A 23,544-nucleotide genomic window follows, 5' to 3' on the forward strand; every position below is an offset into this window, starting at 1 on the left:
GATTTTACCGCATAAAATTGGAATCGAAAAGATTGTTAAATTTGTGATTATTTTCATTACAATGTCAGCAGAATTATTAGCATACTTAGAAGAGTTTATAACAGAAGAAAGGAAACAACGCTTTTTAGAAATATTACAGCAACGCACCAATCATTTTACCGTTGCTTTAGAAGATGTTTACCAAATGCACAACACCAGTGCGGTGATACGAAGTTGCGATGTTTTCGGGATTCAGAGTGCCCATATTATCGAGCAGAAATTCGGTAAGCGAATTGATAAAAATATTGCTATGGGGTCTCAAAAATGGGTAGATGTACATCGATATCAAGATGCTACTTCGTGTATTAAATCTTTACGTGAAAAAGGTTACAAAATAATAGCAACTACGCCGCATAACGATGCGAGTATGTTGGAAGATTTTGACATTAATGAGAAGTCGGCTATTTTCTTCGGAACCGAAAAAAGTGGTTTGTCTTCAGAAATAATGCGTCAAGCCGATGGCTATTTGAAAATTCCGATGTATGGCTTTACCGAGAGTTTAAATATATCTGTTTCCGCAGCAATTATCCTTCAAAATTTAAGTTCAAAACTGAGAGCTTCAACGATTAACTGGCAACTTTCTTCCGAAGAAATATTTGAAAAACGTATCGATTGGTCCAAAAAATCTATCAGAAGTATCGATGATGTATTACAAAGATTTGAACAGTAAAACGTATTAATTCCCTCGGTTTAAAACTTTGTATTCTTCGTAGCAATTACTAATGGCATCGAGAATTTGAAGATCGTTGGCAGTTTCAATAAAACTATCGGAATAATTACAGTTAATCAAGATTTCTTGAATTTCTTGTTTGTCTACCTGTAAAAGTGCCATGAGGGTTTCTCGATCGTATTTTTCCGACAATAAGTTTCTAATTTTATCGTCATCTTGCATTTTTCTCAGTTTGCGCATTTGCGCAGGTTTCTTTCCGAAGAGATTATGCAGAAAATCGGCTGGGTTAAAAATAGAACCCATTATTTTAGAGAATGCGTTTGGATTTCTACTACCAGCTTCGTAACCAACATTCAATCCAGAAATACTGTACCGTGCTGCCTGATTAATCGGTAAATTTTTAGAGTCGATTTCTAAATATCCAGTAAGTTGAAAAGGTCTAACAACCACTTCTTCGAGTGCGAGTGCCAGTTCTGTTAATCCAACTTTTGTATTTTGAAACTTAAGCATATCATTGGTAACACGTACTTTGATGGATTTAAACCCGATGTACGAAAAGTAAAGTGTATCGTTTACACGCGCAGGAATGATAAAATCTCCGTTGTCGTCGGAAACCGTACCGATAACTTGATTTAAGTTTAACACGTGCACATTTGCAAGTGCCGAATCGTCGGCAGAGTTTACAACAGAGGCTTTAAGCTCTTCGCCACTGTGTTGGGCAAAAGTGATGCTAAAGGTGAAAAGGGTAATTATTAATAGAAATTTTTTCATTACTTCAAACATACTAAAAAAGTAAGCTGATGCCTAAAGAATGTGATGAGTTTATATAGATATATAGTTGAAATCACAATAGACCAACAGTTCGTTACATAGTTATTATTCGGTGCTAAAAGTAATAAACAAAACAAAAAAATGCGCCCTAAGGCGCATTTTTAATTTATAATTAACTAAAATCTCTTTTTAGATCTTCGGTTTCCGCCGCCGCCATTTCGACCGCCGCTATTGTTTCCTTTTCCGCTTTTCTTACCAAAACGTTTTTCTCCAAATCCTTTTGACGAGTTATCGCTACGACGACTTCTTTTTCTGTCACCGCCACCACCGCCACCAGAGCGGTTTTTACGACCTCGACCGTTGTCTCTAGAGTTTTTAGAAACTTCAACATTAATAAAACGTCCGTCTAGTTTAAAGTCATTAAAAAATGCTAAAACAGCATCGGTATGTTGCGCATCGGTATTAAAGAATGAAAAACTTTCTTTAACATCAACTTTAAAGATATCGTCTTGTCCGAACTGAAGTTGTTCTTTTAAGAAATCTTTTAAAGTCATCCAATCGTAACCATCGCGAGAACCAACATTAATAAAGTAACGTACTTTTCCTTCTGAAGAATAATCTTGGTCTTTTGCATTTGCAGAAACGTTAAGATCGCCTGCTTTTTTGTAGTATTCGGCAAATCGACCAAATTCAACAGAAACCATTTTCTTGATTAATTCTTCACGATCAAGACCTTCTAATACGTCGTTAATAGCAGGAAGGTAGCTTTCTACTTCTTTATTAATTTCGGTATTTTTAATTTTACTAGCGAGGTGGTATAACTGAATTTCGCAAATTTCTTCAGCACTTGGAATTTTCTTTGGTTCAAATTTTTGCTGAATAATTCGTTCGATTGCACCAATTTTACGCAATTCGCTTTTGGTAATAATTACCATTGAAGTACCAGATTTTCCTGCTCTACCTGTTCTACCACTACGGTGAGTATAGGTTTCGATTTCGTCTGGAAGTTGGTAATTAATAACGTGTGTAACATCGTCTACATCAATCCCTCTTGCTGCAACATCGGTAGCTACAAGCATTTGGATTTGATTGTTTCTGAATGATTTCATAACCATATCACGTTGATTCTGACTCAAATCTCCGTGAAGTGCTCCCGCATTGTACCCATCTTCGATAAGTTTTTCTGCAATTTTTTGCGTGTCGCGTTTTGTTCTACAGAAAATTACCGAGAAAATATCTGGGTTGGTATCGGCTAAGCGTTTTAAAGCAAGGTAACGATCTCTTCCGCTAACAACATAGTACTCGTGTTGTACATTGTTGTTTGCTGCGTTTTTTGTTCCCACAGTAACTTCTTGTGGGTTTTTCATGAATTTTTTAGCAATAGTTGCTACCTCTTTTGGCATGGTAGCCGAGAAAAGCCATGTGCTTTTTCCTTTTGGACTATGCGATAAGATTTCGTTGATATCTTCATAAAAGCCCATGTTTAACATTTCGTCTGCTTCATCAAGTACACAGTACTCAATTTTAGAAATGTCAACCATATTACGGCTTATCATGTCTTTCATTCTACCAGGAGTAGCTACAACAATTTGTGCTCCTCTTTTTACTTGTTTCGCTTGTTCGGTAATGCTAGCACCACCATAAATTGCCACAACATTTAGGTTTGGCAAATATTTGGAATACAACTTTAATTCATTAGCAATTTGTAAACAAAGCTCACGCGTTGGCGACAAAATAAGTCCTTGTGTAGTTCTGCTGTTTACATCAATTTTCTGAATCATAGGAAACCCGAATGCAGCTGTTTTTCCCGTACCAGTCTGTGCCAAAGCTACCATATCGGTATTGTTGGCTAGTAGGACCGGAATAGCTTTCTCTTGTACCTCAGAAGGTGTTTCAAAGCCCATGTCGGTAATGGCTTTTAACAGCTGTTCGTTCAGTCCTAATTGTTCAAATTTATTCATATATGTATTTAAAAATAAGGGCGCAAAGGTATGTTTATTAATCGAGACTACAGTGTATATCTCAATAAATATTTTTGTTCTTTTGTGTTGATAATGAGGTTTTTACTTTCTTTTTCTTGAAGAAAGAGCGCTTCTGGCTGTTAAAAAGCATTATTATATGTTAGGTTGTTGTTTAAAAACCAACAAAAATGCTCGTTTTATGCGGATACCGTAATTGCCTTTAAATTTCTTTTTGATAAGCTACAACGTCTAGTATTTTTCCAAATTTCTCACCTACATTTTTAAAGTTGGCACACTCAAAATAGCCACATTTTTGAAACAGAGAAATACTACCAGTATTATCGCCAGTTATGATTCCGAGTAAGTTTTTTATACCGTTTACCCTAGCTTTTTCTTCTAAGAAGTAAAGCGACTTTTTCCCGATGCCTTTTCCACCAAATCCATCTTTTAAATAAATAGTAACTTCGGCGGTACGGTTGTAGGCTTGTCGCTTTTTAAAATGTGTTGTAAAACAGTAACCAGCCAGTTCATCATCAGCATAAATAAGAAAGGAATGATATAAATGATGATTAAAATACAGAAGCTCTTTTAGTTCTTCAAGAGAAATAGGTTCTGTATGAAAAGTAGCAGTAGAATTGGCAATATACCAATCGTAAATACCTTTTACTTTGGGTAAGTCGGTTTCTTGAATGGGTGTAAATTCGAGTTTCATGTGGTTGATTATGGCTTGATTTTTAAATAGTCAATAAGCTGTTTCATTGCTAAAGCTCGGTGGCTAACTTTGTTTTTTTCTTCGGAAGAAATTTCGGCGAAGGTTTGTTGATATCCTTCTGCTTGAAAAACAGGATCGTAGCCAAACCCGTTTTCTCCCTTTTTGTCTTTTGTGATTGTACCGTTTATAATACCATTAAAAATTATTTTCTCATGTGTTGTACGTAGGGCGATAACCGTTTTAAATCGGGCATTTCGGTTGTCTTTATCTTTTAATTCTTCGAGCAACTTTTGCATGTTGTCTTCAGCACTTTTTTGCAAGCCAGCATACCGAGCCGAGTACACCCCAGGCGCGCCATCTAAACTTTCAACTTCCAAGCCAGTATCATCTGCAAAACAATTAACTTGATAATTTTCAAATACATAATTAGCTTTAATTGCAGCATTTTCTTCAATGGTAGCTCCGTTTTCTTCAATTTCTTCGAAACATCCAATGTCTTCAAGACTCAATAACTCGATATGTTTTGGTATGATAGCTTGAACTTCGCGTAATTTATTTTTATTGTGGGTTGCAAATACGAGTTTCATTTAAAATTGTATAAGAATTAATTTACTTTATGTCGTTTTTTGGTTGTATATTTATTTCTGAAAAAATCAAACAACGTTTATAGATGCGAAAGTACATATTAATAGTGGCATTTTTGATGATAGCACCATTTGGGTTTGCACAAAAAATTGAAAGTGATACTACTATAACAAAGAAAGAGAAAAAAGTTGAGTTTACTGTGATGCCTTTTGTAAACTACAATCGTAATTTAAAGTTTATGATTGGAGCTATCCCAATGATGATGTATAAATTGGATAAGGGTGATGAAGTTTCTCCAAAGTCTATGTCGGGACTTTCGGCAGTTTACACTACTAATGGTTCGTATTTTGTGGCATTTTTTAATAGGTTTTTCTTTAACGAAAATAAATGGAGAGCTAAATTATTTGCTGTAAAAGGAGATCATATTTCTCAGTTTTATGATGACGATACCGAAGTTCCAGGGTTTTATGAATATACTACCAATACTACGGTTTTGAGTACGGGAGTGCAACGTAGAGTTATAGAAAAATTATACGGAGGAATCACTTATACGTACGCACATTACGATACAAATTATGAAGATGATGTAGAGCCAAACTCAACGGTAGAAACAAATGCTATCGAATTTAATGCACTATACGATACTCGAGATCAAATTTATTACCCTATGAATGGGGAGAAAGCTCAAATACGTTGGATTTCATATCCAGGTTGGATGGGGAATGATATTGATGCAAAAAAGATTTTGGCAGAATACAATAAATACTTTGCCATGAAAAATGGACGTGATGTTATTGCAGCTCGTTTTTCTGGGAAATTTGGATTGGGAGATATTCAGTTTCAACAGCAGGTAACTATTGGAAATAAAGACATTAGAGGGTATTCGCAAGGCGAGTTTCGTGGAGACGGAATTATGGCGTTGCAAGGAGAGTATCGCTATAACTTTGGCGAAAAAATGGGCTTAGTTGGGTTTGCTGGTATGGCAACACTTTATGGCTCAGATGTAGAAGATAACAACTGGAAAATGTATCCTGGCGCTGGAGTTGGGTACAGATACCGTGCTTTTAAAAACGTAAAATTTAACGTAGGATTAGATGCTGCTGTTGGTAAAGACGATTGGGGAATTTACTTCAGAATAGGAGAGGCGTTTTAAGGTTTAGAGCCTTATCATCGATGATGATAAGGTTCGTTTCTCAATATAGTAAAGCCTCGGTACAATTGTTCGATAAAAAATAAACGAATCATTTGGTGGGAGAAAGTCATTTTGGAAAGCGAAATTTTCCCTTGTGCTTTTTGGTATACTTCATCAGAAAAACCATAAGGTCCTCCAATTACAAAAACTAGCTGTTTAACACCGCTATTCATGTGTTTTTGAAGGTATTCAGCAAAAACTTCAGAAGAGAAATTTTTACCATTTTCATCCAATAAAATTAATAAATCGGTTGGCAATAATTTTTTTAAAATAAGTGCACCTTCTTTTTCCTTTTGTTGTGCTTCCGATAGGTTTTTTGCGTTTTTGATGTCTGGAATAATTTCGAAATCAAAATTCACATAAAACCCCAAGCGCTTAATATATTGCGCTATTAAAGAATTTAGCTCCTTTCCGTCGGTTTTGCCTACCGCAATAAGTTTAATATTCATGCCGTAAAATTAAGCATATTCGTAATGAATTTAAGATTTCTAACGGAAAACATTAAAATAAATAGCTTGAAATTCGTAGCTATTAATGATTTTAATAAATTAGCATAAAACAAGGAAGAATGATTTCTGAAAAACAATTTCAAGAAGAATTAAATTTAATTATTGCAAATGCCATTCGAGAAGATGTAGGGGATGGCGACCATAGTTCGCTAGCTTGTATTCCTGCGGAAGCAAAAGGAAAAGCTAAGCTTTTGGTAAAAGACAAAGGTATTATTGCTGGAGTGGAGTTTGCAAAACAAGTTTTTGAATATGTAGACGCTTCTTTGAAAATCGATACTTTAATTTCTGACGGGACTTATGTGAAAGAAGGTGATATTGTTTTTTTTGTTGAAGGAAGTTCACAATCTATATTAAAAGCCGAACGTTTGGTGCTAAATGCAATGCAACGCATGAGTGCAATTGCTACCAAAACACAAAGTTATGTGAAGCTTTTAGAGGGTACAGGCACCAAGATTTTAGACACTCGAAAAACAACGCCTGGAATTCGCGCTATCGAAAAGTGGGCCGTAAAAATAGGAGGAGGAGAAAATCACCGTTTTGCATTGTACGATATGATTATGTTGAAAGACAATCACATTGATTTTGCAGGTGGAATTACACAAGCCATTGCAAAAACTAAAGCGTATTTAAAAAATACCAATAGAGATTTAAAAATTATTGTGGAAGCTAGAAACTTGCAAGAAGTGGAAACAATACTGCAAGCTGGAGGTGTTTACCGAATACTTCTGGATAATTTTAATTATGAAGATACTCGAAAAGCAGTAGCGCTTATCGGGGATACTTGTCTTACAGAATCGTCTGGGGGAATAAACGAAAAAACATTGCGTTTGTATGCCGAATGCGGTGTAGATTTTATTTCGTCTGGAGCACTTACACATTCTATTTACAACATGGATTTGAGTTTAAAAGCAGTGTAACATGTCGGTTGAAGTAGAAGAAAAACTAGTAAAAATACCGATAGTTAACTACTTTGTTAAGCTATTAAAAAAAATAAGACTCCCGGGTTTTGAAGGTTTGTCGGTTTACGATTTGGCCGAAATGTACTTTGTAGGAATCATAAAAGGAGCCTTAACCTATCGCGCTAGTGCTATTTCTTTTAGTTTTTTCATGGCGCTTTTTCCATTTCTTTTATTTGTGCTGAATTTAATTCCGTATGTTCCTATTGAAGGATTTCAGCAAGATTTTATTCATTTTATAGAAAGTTTATTACCTCCGCAAACCGCCAATTTTTTCGATTCTATTATTGAAGATATTGTGAGTAAACAACGTGGCGGACTCTTATCGTCGGTGTTTATTCTTTCTATTTTTTTAATGGCAAACGGGATAAATGCCATTTTTGGAGGTTTTGAAACTTCCTATCATGTAGTTATTACCAGAAATATAGTGAAGCAATATTTTGTGGCTGTTGGAGTGGCACTTTTAATGGCGTTTTTATTTTTGGCGAGTGTTATTGGTTTTATCTTTTACGAAATTTATATCGTTCAGTATTTAAGTGAGTTGGCTGCAAAAACCAACGGAATGGACATCGAAAGAGGTGATATTATTGGAGTTCAGGTAGGGCGGTTTTTATTTTTTGTACTGATAACTTTTTTAACCACAGCCATTTTGTATTATTTCGGGACCACCGAAGGGCGTCAAACAAATTTTTTCTCTCCAGGGGCGTTATTAACTACAATTTTAATTATTATAACCACATATTTGTTCGGAATTTATATTGAAAATTTCTCCCAATACAACGAAATTTATGGGTCTATTGGAGCATTACTAATTTTAATGCTATATATTTGGATTAATTCGAATATCTTGTTATTAGGATTTGAGTTGAATGCTTCTTTACGGAGCTTAAAACGTAACTTTTAAATTTAATTATTATGACGAGTAAGAAACTGTATGTATTTGCAACCTTAGTTGTGTTGTGTAGCTTTTCGGCTTTTTCGCAAAGTGTTTTAGGAAAATGGAAAACAATTGATGATGAATCTGGAAAAGAAAAATCGATTGTAGAGATTTATGAAGAAAACGGAAAAGTTTATGGAAAAGTAATTGAGCTTTTAAATAAAGACCGCCAAGATGCAAAATGCGACAAATGTGATGGCGCTAAAAAAGGGAAGCCTGTTTTAGGAATGGTAATTATTGAAGATCTTGAAAAAGATGGTAGCGAATATGCTGGCGGAACTATTTTAGATCCTGAAAAAGGAAAAGAATACAAATGTAAAATTTGGGTAGATGAAGATGATGCAAACATTTTAAATGTTCGTGGATACATTGCATTTTTGTTTAGAACACAAAATTGGCATCGCGTACAATAATGATATAAAACAGAAACAACTTGTTTCTAAAAATTTCAAGAAAAGAGAGGTGAGTTGATGCTTATACTTCTCTTTTCTTTGTTTTTAAACTATTAGTTTATTTTAAAATTAACCGAAAACATACAATTTTATAAGCATGCATTTTATAGATGTAGTTTTACCAATTCCGTTAGAAAAAACCTTTACGTACCTAGTTTCAGAAAAAGAAGCCTCTTTTTTAAAAACAGGAATGCGTGTTGCTGTGCCTTTCGGAAAAACTAAAATCTATACAGGCTTGGTGTATCGCGTACATCAAACGCCACCAGAAACGTATAAACCAAAAGAAATTGATCAAATTTTGGATGAGGCGCCTATCATCACGCCGTTGCAGTTAAAACAATGGGAATGGATAGCATCTTATTATATGTGTTCGTTAGGCGAAGTTTTTAAAGCCTCGGTGCCTACCGCTTTTTTATTAGAAAGCGAAACGCTTATTCTTCGGAATGAGAATTTTAACCCCGAGGCAGAAACTACACTTGCCGATGATGAGTGGTTGGTGTATGAAGCGCTTCAGTATCAGTCTATGTTGAAAGTGCACGAAGTAAGTAGCATTGTCGACCGAAAAAATATTCTTCCAGTTTTAAAAAGACTTCTCGATAAAAACGTTATTCAGTTAAAAGAAGAGGTGTACGAGCAGTACAAACCAAAATTGGTGCGCTATGTAAAATTGGGAGCTTCGTACGCATCCGATGAAGCGTTAAGCAAGCTGTTAGCATCCTTGTCGAGTAGAGCGCACAAACAGCGCGATGTTGTAATGACCTTATTTTCTATTGAAGCGACAGAGAAGAAACCTATTTCAGTAAAATCATTAGAGGAGAAAAGCGGCGCTTCTTCCGCAGTAATTAAAACCCTTGTTGATAAAGAAATTTTAGAAGAATATTATCTGCAGGAAGACCGATTGCAGTTTGATTTAGAGGAAGTTTCTTCTTTGAAAGATTTAAACAGTTACCAAACAGAGGCTTTTGATGAAATTCTAAATCATTATAAAACGGATGATGTGGTATTGTTGCACGGTGTTACTTCTTCAGGAAAAACAGAAGTGTACGTAAAGCTCATCGAAAAAGTTATAGCTGAGGGGAAGCAGGTGTTGTATTTGTTGCCAGAAATAGCTTTAACCACACAGTTGATTAAACGATTGCAAGATTATTTTGGCGAAAAAGTAAGTGTGTATCACTCAAAATATTCGGTGAACGAGCGGGTAGAAGTGTGGAATCATATTTTACAGGCTAACGAAAAAGCGCAAATAGTTATTGGGGCACGATCAGCAGTGTTGTTGCCTTTTTCAAATTTAGGATTGGTTATTGTAGATGAAGAGCACGAGGTTTCGTTTAAACAGTTTGATCCTGCACCTCGTTATCATGCAAGAGATACTGCCATTGTTTTGGCAAATATCCATAAAGCAAAAACCTTGTTAGGAACTGCTACGCCAAGTATTGAGAGTTATTATAATGCTAAAATCGGGAAGTATAAGTTGGTTGAAATTACACGGCGTTATGGAGATGTTTTGATGCCAGATATTGAGCTGACAGATATTAAGGAAAAACATCGTAAAAAGCGAATGACGGGGCATTTTTCTGACCGTTTGTTGGAAGAAATGAAATTAGCTTTAGAAGAAGGAGAACAGATTATCTTGTTTCAAAACCGACGTGGTTTTGCGCCTATTTTGGAGTGTAATACCTGCGGACATTCGCCTCAATGTCCGAATTGCGATGTAAGTTTAACCTATCATCAGTATAAAAATCAACTTCGCTGTCATTACTGCGGATATGCTATGGCAAAGCAATTGACTTGTTTGGCGTGTGGAAGTAGTGAACTCGACACTAAAGGTTTCGGAACAGAGCAAATTGAAGCAGAGTTGAAAGAACTTTTTCCAGAAGTGAATGTTGGACGTATGGATTCTGATACCACTCGAGGGAAACACGGTTACGAAAAGATAATCACCGCTTTTGAGCAACAAGAAATTGATATTTTGGTGGGAACACAAATGCTTACCAAAGGACTGGATTTTAGAAATGTAAGTTTGGTAGGGGTTATGAATGCCGATAATTTGTTGAATTTCCCAGATTTTAGAGCGCACGAAAGAAGTTTTCAGTTGATACAGCAAGTTGCAGGAAGGGCAGGACGAACTAAAAAACGAGGGAAAGTAATAATTCAAACTTACAATCCGTACCACCAAGTCTTGCAACAAGCTTCTTTGAATAGGTATGATGAATTGTTTGCAGACCAAATAAATGAGCGAAGACAATTTAAATATCCGCCTTTTACACGGATGATAAAAATTACCTTTAAACATAAAGATTACAACAAAGTGAACGAAGCGAGTAGTTGGTATGCAAAAGCGGTAAATACTGTTTTTAATGCTACAAAAACAGAAATGTTGGGACCTGAGTTTCCTCCAGTTTCTCGAATTCGGAATGAATATTTAAAAAATATTGTGTTGAAAGCTCCACAAAATCAGTCGACTGTACAGACCAAAGAAGCATTGAGAAAAATCGATAAAACTTTCCAAGCGATTGCAGCTTACCGAAGTGTTCGCGTAATTTATAATGTGGATGCGTACTAGCTAGTAAAATTATGAATGATTGCTGAGTGCTTCAGCGAGTACTTGCTTTTTGTTTCTACTCAACGGAATTTGTTTTCCGTTAACCTCAACATTACGACTGTTAAACTTTTCTACCTTTTCTAAGTTTACAATATACGATTTGTGTATTCTTAAAAAACGCTCCTCAGGAAGTTCTTTTTCAAAAGCTTTCATGGTAGAAAGGATAACGATATTGGCATCTTCAGTAACAAGTTTAATGTAATCGCCAAGGGCTTCTACCCAGTTAATTTCATTTAAAAAAACTTTACGCTTTTTAAGGTTGCTTTTTACAAAGATGTGGTCGTCGTCTTCTTTTGAGGCAACTTTAAGTTTGTAGTTGTCTAGCGCTCTTTTTATAGAAGCTTCAAAACGTTCTTGCGTAATTGGTTTGTGGAGGTAGTCGGTTACATCGTAATCAAAAGCTTTAAGTGCATATTGTGCACTTCCTGTAATTAAGATTACTTGTGGAGGTTCGTTTAAGGCCTCTAGAAGGTCGAAACCATTAACCACCGGCATTTCAATGTCGAGAAAAATAAGGTCTACCTTTTGTTTTTTCAAGCCATTTCTTGCTTCAATAGCATTACTGTATTCCGCTACTAGGTTTAGCATCGGGTGCGTCTTTATCAATCTAGCAACCGACATGCGCTGAATACTAGAGTCGTCAACAATAATACAATTCATTTTCGTCATAAAACAAAATAGGTAAGTGGTTGGATGTTTTTAACTGTACAATTTTAGTGAAAAATAATGCGTTAAGCAAAGAAAATGTTGTGAAAAGGCATAATTTTGTGGCTTCGAGGGGAAAAAAATCTTTCTTTCATCGAAATAATTAAAACTATTTTTTTTATTAAGAGAAATAATTATACTTTTGCACCCTTAAAAATTAATAATATTCAAGTTATGAATCATTACGAAACTGTTTTCATTCTTAATCCCGTTTTATCTGATACGCAGATAAAGGAAACAGTTAAGAAGTTTGAAGATTTCTTAACCTCTAAAGGGGCAGAGTTTGTATCAAAAGAAGATTGGGGGCTTAAAAAATTAGCTTACCCTATCCAAAACAAAAAAAGTGGATTTTACCACCTTTTTGAATTTAAAGTTGCTGGAGAAGCAATTGAGCCTTTTGAATTAGAATTTAGACGCGATGAGCGTGTAATGCGTTATTTAACTGTTAAGTTAGATAAACATGCAATCGCTTGGGCAGAAAAAAGAAGAACAAAACTTAAACAAAAAGCTTAGTAATTATGTCATCTATAGAGCAACAAGCAAAAGGAAAAAAGGACGGAGAGATTAGATATCTTACTCCACTTAATATAGAAACCAATAAGACAAAAAAATATTGTCGTTTCAAAAAGTCAGGTATTAAATATATCGATTATAAAGATCCAGACTTTTTATTGAAATTGGTTAATGAACAAGGTAAAATTTTACCAAGAAGGTTAACCGGGACGTCATTAAAGTACCAAAGAAAAGTGTCTGTAGCTATCAAAAGAGCACGTCATTTAGCTTTAATGCCATATGTAGCAGATTTATTAAAATAAAAGAAGGTAACCATGGAATTAATATTAAAGAAAGACGTAGAGAATTTAGGTTTTAAAGACGACGTGGTAACTGTAAAAAACGGTTACGGGCGTAACTTTTTAATCCCACAAGGTCATGCAATTTTGGCTACCAGTTCTGCAAAAAAAGTATTGGCAGAGAACTTAAAGCAAAGAGCTTTTAAAGAAAAGAAAATTATTGCTGATGCTCAAAAAGTTGCAGATCAACTTAAAGAACTTACTGTTAAAATTACAGCTAAAGCTGGAGCAGGTAATAAATTATTCGGTTCTGTAACAAACGCTGACCTTTCTGAAGCAATTCAGAAAGTAGGTAGTTTAGATATCGAAAAGAAATTTATTAGCATCTTAGGAGGTAACGTAAAAGTTGCTGGTCCTTACGAAGCTACTATCAGATTACACAGAGAAGTAGTTGTTAACTTTCCTTTCGAAGTAGTTGTAGAAGGAAAATAATAATTGCAACTTTATAAAAAATAGCTTGAGGCTGTATTAAAATTTAGTTTTAATCAGCCTCTTTCTTATTTTTACAAACTCAATAAAATTTATTTTAGGTGAAGTATAGAAGACTTACAAAAGAGCAGTTAGAAGAAATGCACCAAGAGTTTATCAACTTTTTGGCTACGCAATCGATCACTGTAGATGAATGGAATGATATAAAAAAAAACAAACCAGAAGTAGCGGAAGACGAACTCGATGTTTTTAGCGACTTAGTTTGGGAAGGTGTATTGAGTAAAGTATCGTATCTCGAAAATATTTCTGCAACCGAAATGCATTTATTTCAATTAGGAGAAAAAGAAATGCGTTTGATAGCAGTACGTGTACATCAGCCAGGAATAAATTTAACTACCAAAGAAGGATTTGCATGGTTTAAAAGTAACTTTTTAACCGATGCCGTGGAGATGATGGTAGCAACAAAAGTATATTCAGAAGATAAAAATGCCGATAAATTTGAATTGATTGAAAAAGGAGCAGTAATTACAAAAGGCGAACTTTTTAATTATTTTGACGACCTTTTACCAGATTAGTATTTTATCAATCAGAAGTGAGTAGTTAACAATAACCGAACAACTAGCAACGGACAACGAACAACGAATAATTAGCAACAAATATAATGGCGCAAAAACCAAGTATAGCAAAAGGAACAAGAGATTTTACTCCAGAAGAAGTTACCAAACGTACTTACATAATTAATACCATTAAAAAGCATTTCGAAACTTTTGGGTTTTTACCAATTGAAACACCAAGTTTTGAAAATTCTGAAACTTTGATGGGAAAATATGGAGATGAAGGCGACCGACTTATTTTTAAGATTTTAAACTCGGGAGACTTTTTATCAAAGGTTGACGATGCTTTGTATCAACAAAAAGATGCGCATGCCTTAACTGCTAAGATTTCAGAAAAAGCTTTGCGTTACGATTTAACCGTGCCGTTTGCGCGTTACGTGGTGATGCATCAAAACGAAATTGATTTACCGTTTAAACGCTACCAAGTGCAACCTGTTTGGCGTGCCGATAGACCTCAAAAAGGGCGTTTTAGAGAGTTTTATCAATGCGATGCCGATGTTGTTGGTTCGAAGTCTTTATGGCAAGAGGTGGAGTTTGTGCAGTTGTACGATGCAGTTTTTAATAGTTTGAAGGTTGAAGGTGTAACTATTAAAATGAATAATAGAAAAATACTTTCTGGAATTGCTGAAGTAATTGGAGCTAAAGATAAATTGATAGACTTTACAGTTGCGCTTGATAAACTTGACAAGATTGGAGAAGAGGGTGTAAAGAAGGAAATGCTTGAAAAAGGAATTAGCGAAGTTGCTATCGAGAAAGTACAGCCACTTTTTACTTTCACAGGAACAAATGCCGATAAGTTAGAAAGTTTACGTAAGCTTTTAGCTACTTCAGAAGAAGGATTAAAAGGGGTTGAAGAACTTAGTTTTATTATGAATGCGATTAACTCGCTTGGACTTAAAACAGCGCAATTAGACCTCGATGTTACTCTTGCTCGCGGATTGAACTATTACACAGGTGCTATTTTTGAAGTAAGTGCTCCTGCAGAAGTAAAATTAGGTTCTATCGGAGGCGGTGGTCGTTACGACGACTTAACTGGTATCTTTGGATTGAAAGATGTGAGTGGTGTAGGAATTTCTTTTGGTTTGGATAGAATTTACTTGGTGTTGGAAGAATTAAATCTATTCCCTGCTGAAGTTTCAGCAACTACTAAAGTACTCTTTTTAAATTTTGGAGATGCAGAAGCCTTGTATTGCTTAAAAGCTGTTAAGGCTTTACGTGAAGGGGCTATAAAAGCAGAGCTTTATCCAGACGATGCAAAAATGAAAAAACAAATGAATTATGCTAATAAGCGCGATATTCCGTTTGTAGTTTTAGCTGGTTCTAAAGAGATAGAAGAAAATACATTTACATTGAAAGATATGAAATCGGGAACGCAGTCTGAAGTGAATTTGCAAACTCTCATTGAAAAGGTTTCAAGTTAAGTTATTAAAATATTATCTTAAAGATTAAGCCTGTTTGTTATTTATAATAAACAGGCTTGTTTATTAATATTAAATGATGTTTAAATAGTTATAAATATCATTTCTTTGTACTGAAAAAGAAAAATTTAAAGTATTGCCAATGAGCTTTTTAAAAAGTTTAGCATTAAAGTATAATTCGCACCCAATTTATAATGTAAAGTTTGCAATGGTTTGTTCGAGTTCATTACTGTTTTCTGCGAGTTACAACATGCTCATTCCAGAACTTCCAGCGTATTTAAGCGCAATGGGTGGAGCAAAATATATCGGATTAATTATAGCCTTATTTACTTTAACAGCAGGGATTTCTCGACCTTTTAGCGGACGAATTACCGATACCGTTGGGCGAGTACCAGTTATGATTTTTGGTGCATTGGTTTGTGTTTTCTGTGGAATGCTATATCCAGTTTTAAATACGGTTGTGGGCTTTTTAATTTTAAGATTATTACACGGTTTTTCTACAGGTTTTAAACCAACAGCAACCTCAGCTTATATTGCTGATATCACTCCGCAAAGAGCATGGGGAGAAGCTATCGGGATGCAAAGTTTGTTTTACAGTACAGGAATGGCTGTAGGGCCAGCTTTAGGAAGTTATATAAAACTTAATTATTCTTACGATACGTTGTTTTATCTATCATCGGTTTGTGCATTTTTATCGATGCTGATAATTATTAACATGAAAGAAACATTAAGTCCGAAGAAGAAATTCACATGGTCGCTTTTAAAGATTTCTAGAAATGATATTTTCGCTATGGAAGTGTTGCCTTCGGCTATTGTTACTTTTTTGTGTTATTTCTCGTATGGAGTAATGCTAACCTTAATCCCAGACTGGACATCGCATCTTGGAATTGTAAATAAAGGACTCTTTTTTATTGTGTTTACAATCGCTTCTTTGTTAGTGCGATTTTTTGCAGGAAAAGCTTCAGATGTTTACGGACGAACAATAGTTATTACCATCGGATTGGTTGTATTGGCAATTGCAGTTTGTGTGATTGGAATTGCAAATTCGTACCTTATTTTCATCCTTGGAGCCATTTTATATGGTGTTGGAATGGGAGGTTTAACTCCTTCGCTAAATGCTTGGACTATCGATATGAGTAAATCTGAAGCTAGAGGGAAAGCGATGGCAACCATGTATATTGCGTTAGAAGCAGGTATTGGAATGGGAGCATTGCTTTCGGGATGGTATTATCAAGCTAAAATCACGAGGGTTCCAGATGCGTTCTATGCTTCCGCTATTATAGCTATTGTTGGAATAATTTATATGCTGAAAAAACACAATCCGAAAAGAAATTTAAAGAAAGAGACCGTTTAAAAGCTTCAGTAAAAATCTGTATAAATCAGAATAAAACTTCTACTTAAACAGTCTCTTTGGGCACTTAATTAACAAAGTGTTTTACAAACCAAAAGTCTTGTAAATTGACATTGATGGTAATTAAATGATAGTTTTCTTTTACCAAAATGTTTTTAACAAAGCCCTTGGTTCCATAGCTGTAGGAAATATTTAGGGTTGAATTGTTTCGGTTGCTTATAGGAAGTCCGAGTCCTCCTGTAAAGCTGTATCCGCTTATTTTGTCGTCGTTTATTTGCAAGTAGCCATCATCATAATTAATTCCTGTTCGGTAAGCTATTCGTTTTAAATAACTATTATTGCGATTGTTGTTTTGATATTCAAATCCAATTCCGTAGCTATTTTGGTCGGTATACGTACCAATATGGTCGGTTTGATTGGTTGCATCCCAAAAACTTTTTCGGTAATCGGCATTTATTAAAAGTTGTTCATTAAAGAGTCTTGAGCTTATTCCAAGACCAAATTGTAAGGGTAAATCAAAATCTGCAGCATCATCTTCCACATCACTTTCAACGGTTGTACTGTTATAGTCGAGTGTTTTGTAGGTTGAACGCTCTAATGAACCTTTTAAGGTTGTAGGAAGTTTAACGGTAGCTCCAAGGGTTACATTTTTTAGCACGTCAATTTGAGTACCAAAACCTACTTGTACACCTCGGTAGGAGGTTTCTTCTTCCAGCCCAAATGCTGCTGAACTGATAGTGAAATTTTCTTCTTCTTGAATATTTCCAAATAATACAGATGCGTTAAAACCAACACTTATGCGAGGAGAAACCGAAAATCCGAAGTTTCCAGTAAATTCATTTAAACCTCCGCTACCTAAAATATTACTTTCAAAGACTTCTGTGGAACCTTCAATGTTGGTCTCAAGTCCGATAATAGAATAGCCAACCTGACTGTACGGAATGAGTGTAAAACCCATTCCCATTTTTTGGTTTATCGGAAATGCTAATGCAATATTCGAGAAATTAAAACTGCTATTGTTTTCAGAATTATTCTTGTTTGCATAGTTGTTTATTTCTGCTTTTCCTCCAATATCAAATAAAAAATTGTTCTGCGGAATTAAAGCATACGATGCTGGGTTTAAGTTATTGATATAGCCGTTGGGTTTCATGGCAATTCCAGTATATCCCATGCCGTTTACTTTTCCAATACTACTTTGGTTGATAACTCCAAGTCCGTATAAAGAATATGGCGAACTTGTTAAACTTTCCGATTGCGCATAGCTAAAAAATGAGCAAAACGCTAGTAATATGGCTATATTAATCTTCATCATAAACGGTATAAATAAGGTTTAATTCAATAGTGTAACTGTCGTTGGTTGTTCCGTAAAGCATCATTCTGTCTACACTCGATTGGAAGTCGTTTGGAAGCAACGCAAAAGTAGTTGCCTCGTCGGTTTGGCTATTTAAAAGCGCTTCGGCAAAGGTGCTAAAAGGCAAAGTGTAGTAAATATTGTTAAACTCTTGGTCGGTTTTATTTAAGGTAGCCACCACAGCACTTCCATCACTGTAGGTAAGTTGCTGTGTTATTTTGTTGTTTTTGTCTATCTGAAAAATATTTAACGTATCTCTCAGTTTAAGTTGGTCGTTATACGACTGAATTACGGGGTTTATTTTAAGTGTTGCATCAAGAATAGTTCCTGTGCCCTCAATATCAAAAAGTGTTTTAATACTCGGGAAATTAAAAGTACTCGCAATACCAATTCCCGATTGGATATAAGTTTGATTGTTGGTTGTAGTACTATTTAATCCTTCTTTTTGCGTGCCTAATCCTTGTATGTATTCGTTTGGATTTTCTGCTGAAATTTGATTGAAAAAGGAATTGTAATCTGTTATTTTATTAATAGGAATGTCAATATAGCTTTGGGTGGTGTACGTATCTTCTTTAACAGAATAATACAAACGGAAGTAACACGAAGTGGTTTCCGTAGAAAAACCTATAACAGCACCATTATCGTTACTGCCTGGTTGAAGCGTAATACCTTTAAAATAGTCTCTAAATTCATCGGAGTTTGTAATGTTTTTGGTTTGCAGTTTATCAAAAAACTCTTCCCCTAAAGTGTCGTTTATTTTAATTTCCAAAGTATCTGCTTCCATCGGTCTAGGTCGGTAGCTAAGCACGCCAAGGTCTTCCGTATCGAAGTCGATTTTACTAGTGTTGTAAAAAGATTCGTCTTCGGGTTTTAGCTTTTCTAAAACTCTTTTTATATGAATTTCGTTATACTGAATTGTGTCGTTGTAATAGTAATTGTCGTAATGCAAATACATCGCGATACTATCGTAAGTAGCTTCGCTATCGATGGAATAACTATTTGGCAAAATTTCAAAAAAGCTGGCAGTCTTAACACTTCCAAACTCGGGGTCTTTGTATTGGCCAACTAAAATTCTATTGGCATTAGAAGTAACCAAACTATCAAATTTAAAAGTAGAAGTTTCTATGGTTAACGTATCGATTTGAATAACTCTAATTTGACTATTTGCAAAGGAGTTTCCTGTATTAAAATCAGGGTCGTAGCTACTGTCTTCTGTACAGGAAGCCAAGCATATAATTAATAAAATAAGACTGAAAAATAAAGTATTCCGCATGGGTTTTTTTGGTAAATGTAATAGGGTGGTAGCAGTTGTAAAACCTTAATATATGTGTGAAATGTTTTTGTATACCAACCTTTAAAAAACACCGATGAAATATAGCATTCCCACTTATAGATAAATACGCGGTATTCGTATACTAAAACAGCCAGTTTATATATTCGATTTCGTGGGCTTTTATTCCTGACCTAGTTTTACCAAAAAATTTATCTCAATGAAACGTATTTACAATTTAAAATCAATAGCACTTGTAGTTTTTATAGCTACAGCTTTTGTAGGATGCTCGTCTGATGATGACGATGAAGAGTTAGGAAACTGGATTGACCGTTCTATTTTTGATGGTACTCCCCGCAGTGGTTCTTCTGCATTTACCATTGGAAACATAGGGTATATGGGAGTTGGTTATGATGGCGATGATTATTTAAATGATTTTTGGGCTTATGATATGGACGGAAATTATTGGTCGCAAAAAGCAGACTTTCCAGGGGTAGCACGAAGTGCAGCCGTAGGATTTACGATAAACGAAAAAGGATATATAGGAACAGGATATGATGGAGTAGATGAACTGGGCGATTTTTACCAATACAATCCGTCAACAAATACATGGACAGCAATTGCAGATTTTCCAGGAACACATCGTCGAAGTGCTACTGCCTTTAGTGTGGATGGATATGGGTTTGTAGGAACTGGATTTGATGGCGATAACGACCGAAAAGACTTTTGGAAATACGACCCAACTGCCGATACTTGGACAGAACTCGAAGGTTACGGCGGAACTAAAAAGCGAGCAGCTACAGCTTTTGTGCTTGACGGAATTGCCTATTTAGGAACGGGCGTTTCAAACGGTGTCTATCTAGACGATTTTTGGAGCTTTGACCCAAGTACAAACCAGTGGACAAAACTTTTAGATTTAGACGAAGAAGATAGTTATAACATCGTACGAAGTAATGCGGTAAGTTTTACAATGAATGGCTACGGATATGTTGTAAGCGGACAACAAAGTGGAGCCGTTGCAAGTGCGTGGCAATACAACCCAATTGACGATACTTGGGAAGAAATGACAAGTTTTGAAGGTTCTTCGCGTCAAGATGCAATTGCATTTTCAAATGGTGTTAGAAGCTTTGTAGGCTTGGGTAGAACAGGAAGTCTTTACCTAGACGATTTAGATGAATTCTTTCCAGATATGGAATACGATGATGAAGATTAAAGCGAGAAATTTCTTGCTTGTTTGTTGAGTTTTTAAATGCGAGGTGTGCCGGATACACGCCTCGCAATTTAAAAAAATAACACTTTTTAATTTTAAGATTTTATTTAGATGAGGTTAAATAAAACCCAAAGTTACGTGCTTGTAGCCAGTTGTTTAGTATTATTATCCCTGTGTTTTTTTATAAAGAATAATCCTTTGGACACAGAAATTATAAACGTTGAAGATGGTTACGGCTACGAAATTTATTACAAAGAAAAATTACTTATTAAGCAAAAATATATTCCTGCAATTGCTACTCAAAAATCATTTAAAACAAAGCAAGATGCACAAAAAGTAGCCTTGCTTGTAGCACAAAAAATTAAAAAGAAACAAAAACCCGTAGTGCAAATAACCGAACTAGATAGTTTGAACATTCAACGAAATTAATTTTAAGAATTGGTAAGGTCTTCAAAAGATATTGTAAAAGAAATTATGCTACACTTTTTGGTGTGGCTTTGTTGGTTTGGCGTCATGTTATTTCAGGCGTATAACAATACAGGGACTTTTAATTTAATGGCAACGCTCTCTCCGAGGTTTTTCATTAATATTTTATTGTTCTATTTTAACTATTATGTACTCGTGCCGGAGTTGCTTCTTAAAAAGCGAATTGTTTTATACGTGTTAATTTCAGCAGTAGTAATAGTGTTGGTAAATTACATTATGGAGCGTGTTTTTCCGCCAGAAATTATGTTTCCTAGAGATTTAGGTCCTCTACCAAAGTTTCCTTCTCCCGACGAAATGCGAGCACGTTTTCCAAAAGGCGATTGGTTTCGATTTAAAATGTTTATCGGTCCTGCCATTGGAGTTGCTTTTTACTTTGTGGTTGGTACCATTATTAGAGTGTATATCGAATGGAATAAAAACGAACGTATTCGTGAGAAAACCGAACACGAAAAGATTAATTCGGAGCTTCAGTTTTTAAAAACACAATTAAATCCGCATTTTCTTTTTAACTCTCTAAATGCGGTTTATACGCTATCTATAAAGAAATCGCCAGATACTTCCGAAGCAATTATTAACCTATCGGAATTAATGCGCTACATGATCTATGAAGCAAATAGAGGAGTGGTTGCGCTCGATAAGGAAATAGATTACATAAAGAGTTATATTAAACTACAAAGTTTACGATTGCCAAACGCCGAAAATGTGTACGTTAATATTTATGGCGATGCCAAAGACAAAACAATTAAACCGTTACTTTTTATTTCATTTATTGAAAATGCCTTTAAATACGGAACCGATTACCGTGGCGACACTTGGGTTAAAATTGTGATTTCAATTTTAGACAACAGTGTTAATTTAATGGTGAAGAATAAAATTGGTATCGTAAAAAAATCTCCTGAAAACTCTGGAATAGGACTTGAAAATATTCAAAACCGACTCAAATTACTTTACCCTGAAAAGCATGAATTATCCATACTTAACGATGGCGAATATTATACCATCAATTTAACAATTTTAAATAATTAACGCATGCGGTGTATTATTATAGACGACGAACCTTTGGCGATAGATTTGATAAAAGAATATTGCAGTAAACTCGATTTTATAAACGTTGTTGGCATTTTTACCAATGCGCTTGATGCTATTGTAACGATTAAAGAAAAAGATATTGATTTGATTTTTTCTGATATCGAAATGCCTCAAATAAACGGTATCGATTTTATAAGTTCGTTAGACAATAAGCCGTTGTTTATTTTCACTACTGCATATTCTCAATATGCGGTTGAAGGTTTTGAGCTTAATGCGGTAGATTATCTGGTAAAACCCATTCCGTACCATCGTTTTATAAAAGCAGTTACACGAGCAAAAGAGATTATTTCTAATAAAAATACAACTATGACGGCCAATGTTTTTTCGTCTACTGGCGATATAAAGTCAGAAAACAACTATATATTTGTGAAATCTGACTATGAGAATATAAAAGTTAATCTAGAAGATATTAAATATATTCAAGGACTTAAAGACTACTTAAAAGTTCATATAGAAGGAACCAATAAACCCATCCTCACATTAATGAGTTTTAAAGAATTACTGTTAAAACTCCCAGAAAAAGACTTTGTTAGGATACATCGATCTTTTGTAATTAATGTCCCCTTTGTCAAAACCATTCAGAAAAATAAAGTGGTTATTGACGATATCCGAATTCCGATAGGCGAAAGCTACAAGGAAGAGTTTTATAACAGATTAGGAATTAAATAACAATTGAAAAATGGATAGAAAGAAATTTTTAAAACGTGGTGTATTGGGTATTGGAACTTTGGCTTTTATACCAACAGCCGTTACTTCATGCTCAGATGATGACGACTCAAACACAGGAAGCTCTTCTGATTGCGAATTATCACCAAGAGAAACCGAAGGGCCATTTCCAATAAAATCTCCATCAGAATTAGTATTGTCTAATATTGTTTCTGATAGAAGTGGAGTTGCGATGGTAATTAATATTCAAGTAGTAGATAACGATACCAACTGTGAGCCGATAGAAGGTGTTTTTGTTGATATTTGGCATTGCGACGCCGATGGGAACTACTCAGAATACGGAAACACACAAATGCAACAAACGGATTATACCGATAAACACTTTTTAAGAGGAAGGCAAACAACCGATGCCTCTGGAAATGTTTCGTTTGTTAGTATCTATCCAGGTTGGTATAGAGGTAGAGCACCGCATATTCATGTGGAAGTTTTAGATAGTAATGAAAATTCATTGATGGTAACTCAAATTGCTTTTCCTGAAGATACTTCTAGTGGTGTTTATGCAACCACTGGGTATAATGGGGAACCAGACACTTCAAATACTTCCGACAATGTATTTTCAGATAGTTTAGCAAATAACATGGCAGACAGTATCACTGGAAATACAACCGACGGGTTTGTGTTAACAAAAGTAATTACAGTATAAATTTTAAAGGGGCTG

Annotated in this window: 25 protein-coding genes; 17 read left to right on the forward strand and 8 right to left on the reverse strand. The window is 35.1% G+C overall.

Features of this window, described 5'->3' with window-relative positions; all coding sequences use genetic code 11:
* Positions 1-61 precede the first annotated feature (61 nt).
* A complete protein-coding gene (locus tag JMA43_RS05455; protein WP_342155375.1) occupies positions 62-709 on the forward strand; it encodes a TrmH family RNA methyltransferase in 648 nt (215 codons plus the stop codon).
* A gap of 6 nt (positions 710-715) precedes the next feature.
* Here the strand turns inward: JMA43_RS05455 and JMA43_RS05460 are convergent, their stop codons facing one another.
* From JMA43_RS05460 to JMA43_RS05475, 4 genes are all read right to left on the reverse strand, one after another.
* Positions 716-1,480, reverse strand: a complete 765-nt coding sequence (locus JMA43_RS05460) for a carboxypeptidase-like regulatory domain-containing protein (RefSeq protein WP_342155377.1) — start codon at positions 1,478-1,480, stop codon at positions 716-718.
* A 176-nt stretch (positions 1,481-1,656) separates the two neighbouring features.
* Positions 1,657-3,441, reverse strand: coding sequence for a DEAD/DEAH box helicase (locus tag JMA43_RS05465; RefSeq protein WP_342155378.1), 1,785 nt, complete (start codon positions 3,439-3,441; stop codon positions 1,657-1,659).
* Positions 3,442-3,661: 220 nt separating this feature from the next.
* Entirely contained in the window at positions 3,662-4,153 is a 492-nt protein-coding gene (locus JMA43_RS05470) for a GNAT family N-acetyltransferase (RefSeq protein ID WP_342155380.1), read from the reverse strand.
* Positions 4,154-4,161: 8 nt separating this feature from the next.
* Complete coding sequence (locus JMA43_RS05475) at positions 4,162-4,740, reverse strand: non-canonical purine NTP diphosphatase (protein WP_342155381.1); 579 nt, start codon at positions 4,738-4,740, stop codon at positions 4,162-4,164.
* Between the two features lie 83 nt (positions 4,741-4,823).
* Between JMA43_RS05475 and JMA43_RS05480 the strand changes: the two genes are divergently transcribed.
* On the forward strand, positions 4,824-5,891 hold the full coding sequence (locus JMA43_RS05480; RefSeq protein ID WP_342155382.1) for a BamA/TamA family outer membrane protein: 1,068 nt from the start codon (positions 4,824-4,826) through the stop codon (positions 5,889-5,891).
* A gap of 14 nt (positions 5,892-5,905) precedes the next feature.
* Here the strand turns inward: JMA43_RS05480 and rlmH are convergent, their stop codons facing one another.
* Complete coding sequence (gene rlmH, locus JMA43_RS05485; RefSeq protein ID WP_342155383.1) at positions 5,906-6,379, reverse strand: 23S rRNA (pseudouridine(1915)-N(3))-methyltransferase RlmH; 474 nt, start codon at positions 6,377-6,379, stop codon at positions 5,906-5,908.
* A gap of 119 nt (positions 6,380-6,498) precedes the next feature.
* Here rlmH and nadC point away from each other — a divergent pair, with 119 nt between their 5' ends.
* The 4 genes from nadC to priA all read left to right on the forward strand — a co-directional run bounded on the left by nadC (position 6,499) and on the right by priA (position 11,347).
* Complete coding sequence (gene nadC / locus JMA43_RS05490) at positions 6,499-7,356, forward strand: carboxylating nicotinate-nucleotide diphosphorylase (protein ID WP_342155384.1); 858 nt, start codon at positions 6,499-6,501, stop codon at positions 7,354-7,356.
* Between the two features lies 1 nt (position 7,357).
* Positions 7,358-8,299: a YihY/virulence factor BrkB family protein gene (locus JMA43_RS05495; protein WP_342155385.1), complete on the forward strand. Its 942-nt coding sequence runs from the start codon at positions 7,358-7,360 to the stop codon at positions 8,297-8,299.
* A gap of 11 nt (positions 8,300-8,310) precedes the next feature.
* Positions 8,311-8,745 carry a DUF2147 domain-containing protein gene (locus JMA43_RS05500; protein ID WP_342155386.1) on the forward strand — a complete coding sequence of 145 codons (435 nt, stop codon included), beginning with the start codon at positions 8,311-8,313 and terminating at the stop codon, positions 8,743-8,745.
* Positions 8,746-8,881: 136 nt separating this feature from the next.
* Positions 8,882-11,347 carry a replication restart helicase PriA gene (priA, locus tag JMA43_RS05505; protein WP_342155387.1) on the forward strand — a complete coding sequence of 822 codons (2,466 nt, stop codon included), beginning with the start codon at positions 8,882-8,884 and terminating at the stop codon, positions 11,345-11,347.
* 9 nt (positions 11,348-11,356) lie between these two features.
* On the opposite strand, the gene JMA43_RS05510 is transcribed toward priA, so the two are convergent.
* Positions 11,357-12,055 (reverse strand): LytR/AlgR family response regulator transcription factor, encoded by a 699-nt coding sequence (locus tag JMA43_RS05510; RefSeq protein ID WP_342155388.1) that lies wholly within the window; start codon positions 12,053-12,055, stop codon positions 11,357-11,359.
* 210 nt (positions 12,056-12,265) lie between these two features.
* Between JMA43_RS05510 and rpsF the strand changes: the two genes are divergently transcribed.
* From rpsF to JMA43_RS05540, 6 genes are all read left to right on the forward strand, one after another.
* Positions 12,266-12,604 (forward strand): 30S ribosomal protein S6, encoded by a 339-nt coding sequence (gene rpsF / locus JMA43_RS05515; protein WP_342155389.1) that lies wholly within the window; start codon positions 12,266-12,268, stop codon positions 12,602-12,604.
* A 5-nt stretch (positions 12,605-12,609) separates the two neighbouring features.
* Entirely contained in the window at positions 12,610-12,906 is a 297-nt protein-coding gene (gene rpsR / locus JMA43_RS05520; protein WP_202027488.1) for a 30S ribosomal protein S18, read from the forward strand.
* A gap of 12 nt (positions 12,907-12,918) precedes the next feature.
* Entirely contained in the window at positions 12,919-13,374 is a 456-nt protein-coding gene (gene rplI, locus JMA43_RS05525; RefSeq protein ID WP_342155390.1) for a 50S ribosomal protein L9, read from the forward strand.
* Positions 13,375-13,472: 98 nt separating this feature from the next.
* Positions 13,473-13,946, forward strand: coding sequence for a DUF6495 family protein (locus JMA43_RS05530; protein WP_342155391.1), 474 nt, complete (start codon positions 13,473-13,475; stop codon positions 13,944-13,946).
* 86 nt (positions 13,947-14,032) lie between these two features.
* The gene (hisS, locus tag JMA43_RS05535; RefSeq protein ID WP_342155392.1) at positions 14,033-15,406 is read left to right on the forward strand and encodes a histidine--tRNA ligase; all 1,374 of its coding nucleotides are present in this window, start codon (positions 14,033-14,035) and stop codon (positions 15,404-15,406) included.
* 139 nt (positions 15,407-15,545) lie between these two features.
* Positions 15,546-16,757, forward strand: a complete 1,212-nt coding sequence (locus JMA43_RS05540) for an MFS transporter (RefSeq protein WP_446719398.1) — start codon at positions 15,546-15,548, stop codon at positions 16,755-16,757.
* Positions 16,758-16,821: 64 nt separating this feature from the next.
* Here the strand turns inward: JMA43_RS05540 and JMA43_RS05545 are convergent, their stop codons facing one another.
* Together JMA43_RS05545 and JMA43_RS05550 are read right to left on the reverse strand one after the other, a co-directional pair.
* Entirely contained in the window at positions 16,822-18,066 is a 1,245-nt protein-coding gene (locus JMA43_RS05545; protein WP_342155393.1) for an OmpP1/FadL family transporter, read from the reverse strand.
* The gene (locus JMA43_RS05550; protein WP_342155394.1) at positions 18,053-19,378 is read right to left on the reverse strand and encodes a DUF4270 family protein; all 1,326 of its coding nucleotides are present in this window, start codon (positions 19,376-19,378) and stop codon (positions 18,053-18,055) included. Before JMA43_RS05550 ends, JMA43_RS05545 begins: the two co-directional genes overlap by 14 nt.
* 217 nt (positions 19,379-19,595) lie before the next feature.
* Here JMA43_RS05550 and JMA43_RS05555 point away from each other — a divergent pair, with 217 nt between their 5' ends.
* From JMA43_RS05555 to JMA43_RS05575, 5 genes are all read left to right on the forward strand, one after another.
* Positions 19,596-20,588, forward strand: coding sequence for a Kelch repeat-containing protein (locus tag JMA43_RS05555; protein WP_342155395.1), 993 nt, complete (start codon positions 19,596-19,598; stop codon positions 20,586-20,588).
* Between the two features lie 195 nt (positions 20,589-20,783).
* Positions 20,784-21,014, forward strand: coding sequence for a DUF4907 domain-containing protein (locus JMA43_RS05560; protein ID WP_342155396.1), 231 nt, complete (start codon positions 20,784-20,786; stop codon positions 21,012-21,014).
* A 9-nt stretch (positions 21,015-21,023) separates the two neighbouring features.
* Positions 21,024-22,097: a sensor histidine kinase gene (locus JMA43_RS05565; protein WP_342155397.1), complete on the forward strand. Its 1,074-nt coding sequence runs from the start codon at positions 21,024-21,026 to the stop codon at positions 22,095-22,097.
* A 3-nt stretch (positions 22,098-22,100) separates the two neighbouring features.
* Positions 22,101-22,829, forward strand: coding sequence for a LytR/AlgR family response regulator transcription factor (locus tag JMA43_RS05570; RefSeq protein WP_342155398.1), 729 nt, complete (start codon positions 22,101-22,103; stop codon positions 22,827-22,829).
* A 10-nt stretch (positions 22,830-22,839) separates the two neighbouring features.
* The gene (locus tag JMA43_RS05575; protein WP_342155399.1) at positions 22,840-23,529 is read left to right on the forward strand and encodes a dioxygenase family protein; all 690 of its coding nucleotides are present in this window, start codon (positions 22,840-22,842) and stop codon (positions 23,527-23,529) included.
* The last annotated feature ends 15 nt before the right edge of the window (positions 23,530-23,544 follow it).

The organism is Joostella sp. CR20 (assembly GCF_038433465.1).
Taxonomy (GTDB): domain Bacteria; phylum Bacteroidota; class Bacteroidia; order Flavobacteriales; family Flavobacteriaceae; genus Galbibacter.

What these genes read in the sequence shown, in the direction of transcription:
- JMA43_RS05455 (WP_342155375.1), top strand. Translation starts at nt 62, where the DNA reads ATGTCAGCAGAATTATTAGCATACTTAGAAGAGTTTATAACAGAAGAA.
- JMA43_RS05460 (WP_342155377.1), bottom strand. Translation starts at nt 1,480, where the DNA reads ATGAAAAAATTTCTATTAATAATTACCCTTTTCACCTTTAGCATCACT.
- JMA43_RS05465 (WP_342155378.1), bottom strand. Translation starts at nt 3,441, where the DNA reads ATGAATAAATTTGAACAATTAGGACTGAACGAACAGCTGTTAAAAGCC.
- JMA43_RS05470 (WP_342155380.1), bottom strand. Translation starts at nt 4,153, where the DNA reads ATGAAACTCGAATTTACACCCATTCAAGAAACCGACTTACCCAAAGTA.
- JMA43_RS05475 (WP_342155381.1), bottom strand. Translation starts at nt 4,740, where the DNA reads ATGAAACTCGTATTTGCAACCCACAATAAAAATAAATTACGCGAAGTT.
- JMA43_RS05480 (WP_342155382.1), top strand. Translation starts at nt 4,824, where the DNA reads ATGCGAAAGTACATATTAATAGTGGCATTTTTGATGATAGCACCATTT.
- rlmH (WP_342155383.1), bottom strand. Translation starts at nt 6,379, where the DNA reads ATGAATATTAAACTTATTGCGGTAGGCAAAACCGACGGAAAGGAGCTA.
- nadC (WP_342155384.1), top strand. Translation starts at nt 6,499, where the DNA reads ATGATTTCTGAAAAACAATTTCAAGAAGAATTAAATTTAATTATTGCA.
- JMA43_RS05495 (WP_342155385.1), top strand. Translation starts at nt 7,358, where the DNA reads ATGTCGGTTGAAGTAGAAGAAAAACTAGTAAAAATACCGATAGTTAAC.
- JMA43_RS05500 (WP_342155386.1), top strand. Translation starts at nt 8,311, where the DNA reads ATGACGAGTAAGAAACTGTATGTATTTGCAACCTTAGTTGTGTTGTGT.
- priA (WP_342155387.1), top strand. Translation starts at nt 8,882, where the DNA reads ATGCATTTTATAGATGTAGTTTTACCAATTCCGTTAGAAAAAACCTTT.
- JMA43_RS05510 (WP_342155388.1), bottom strand. Translation starts at nt 12,055, where the DNA reads ATGACGAAAATGAATTGTATTATTGTTGACGACTCTAGTATTCAGCGC.
- rpsF (WP_342155389.1), top strand. Translation starts at nt 12,266, where the DNA reads ATGAATCATTACGAAACTGTTTTCATTCTTAATCCCGTTTTATCTGAT.
- rpsR (WP_202027488.1), top strand. Translation starts at nt 12,610, where the DNA reads ATGTCATCTATAGAGCAACAAGCAAAAGGAAAAAAGGACGGAGAGATT.
- rplI (WP_342155390.1), top strand. Translation starts at nt 12,919, where the DNA reads ATGGAATTAATATTAAAGAAAGACGTAGAGAATTTAGGTTTTAAAGAC.
- hisS (WP_342155392.1), top strand. Translation starts at nt 14,033, where the DNA reads ATGGCGCAAAAACCAAGTATAGCAAAAGGAACAAGAGATTTTACTCCA.
- JMA43_RS05540 (WP_446719398.1), top strand. Translation starts at nt 15,546, where the DNA reads ATGAGCTTTTTAAAAAGTTTAGCATTAAAGTATAATTCGCACCCAATT.
- JMA43_RS05545 (WP_342155393.1), bottom strand. Translation starts at nt 18,066, where the DNA reads ATGATGAAGATTAATATAGCCATATTACTAGCGTTTTGCTCATTTTTT.
- JMA43_RS05550 (WP_342155394.1), bottom strand. Translation starts at nt 19,378, where the DNA reads ATGCGGAATACTTTATTTTTCAGTCTTATTTTATTAATTATATGCTTG.
- JMA43_RS05555 (WP_342155395.1), top strand. Translation starts at nt 19,596, where the DNA reads ATGAAACGTATTTACAATTTAAAATCAATAGCACTTGTAGTTTTTATA.
- JMA43_RS05570 (WP_342155398.1), top strand. Translation starts at nt 22,101, where the DNA reads ATGCGGTGTATTATTATAGACGACGAACCTTTGGCGATAGATTTGATA.
- JMA43_RS05575 (WP_342155399.1), top strand. Translation starts at nt 22,840, where the DNA reads ATGGATAGAAAGAAATTTTTAAAACGTGGTGTATTGGGTATTGGAACT.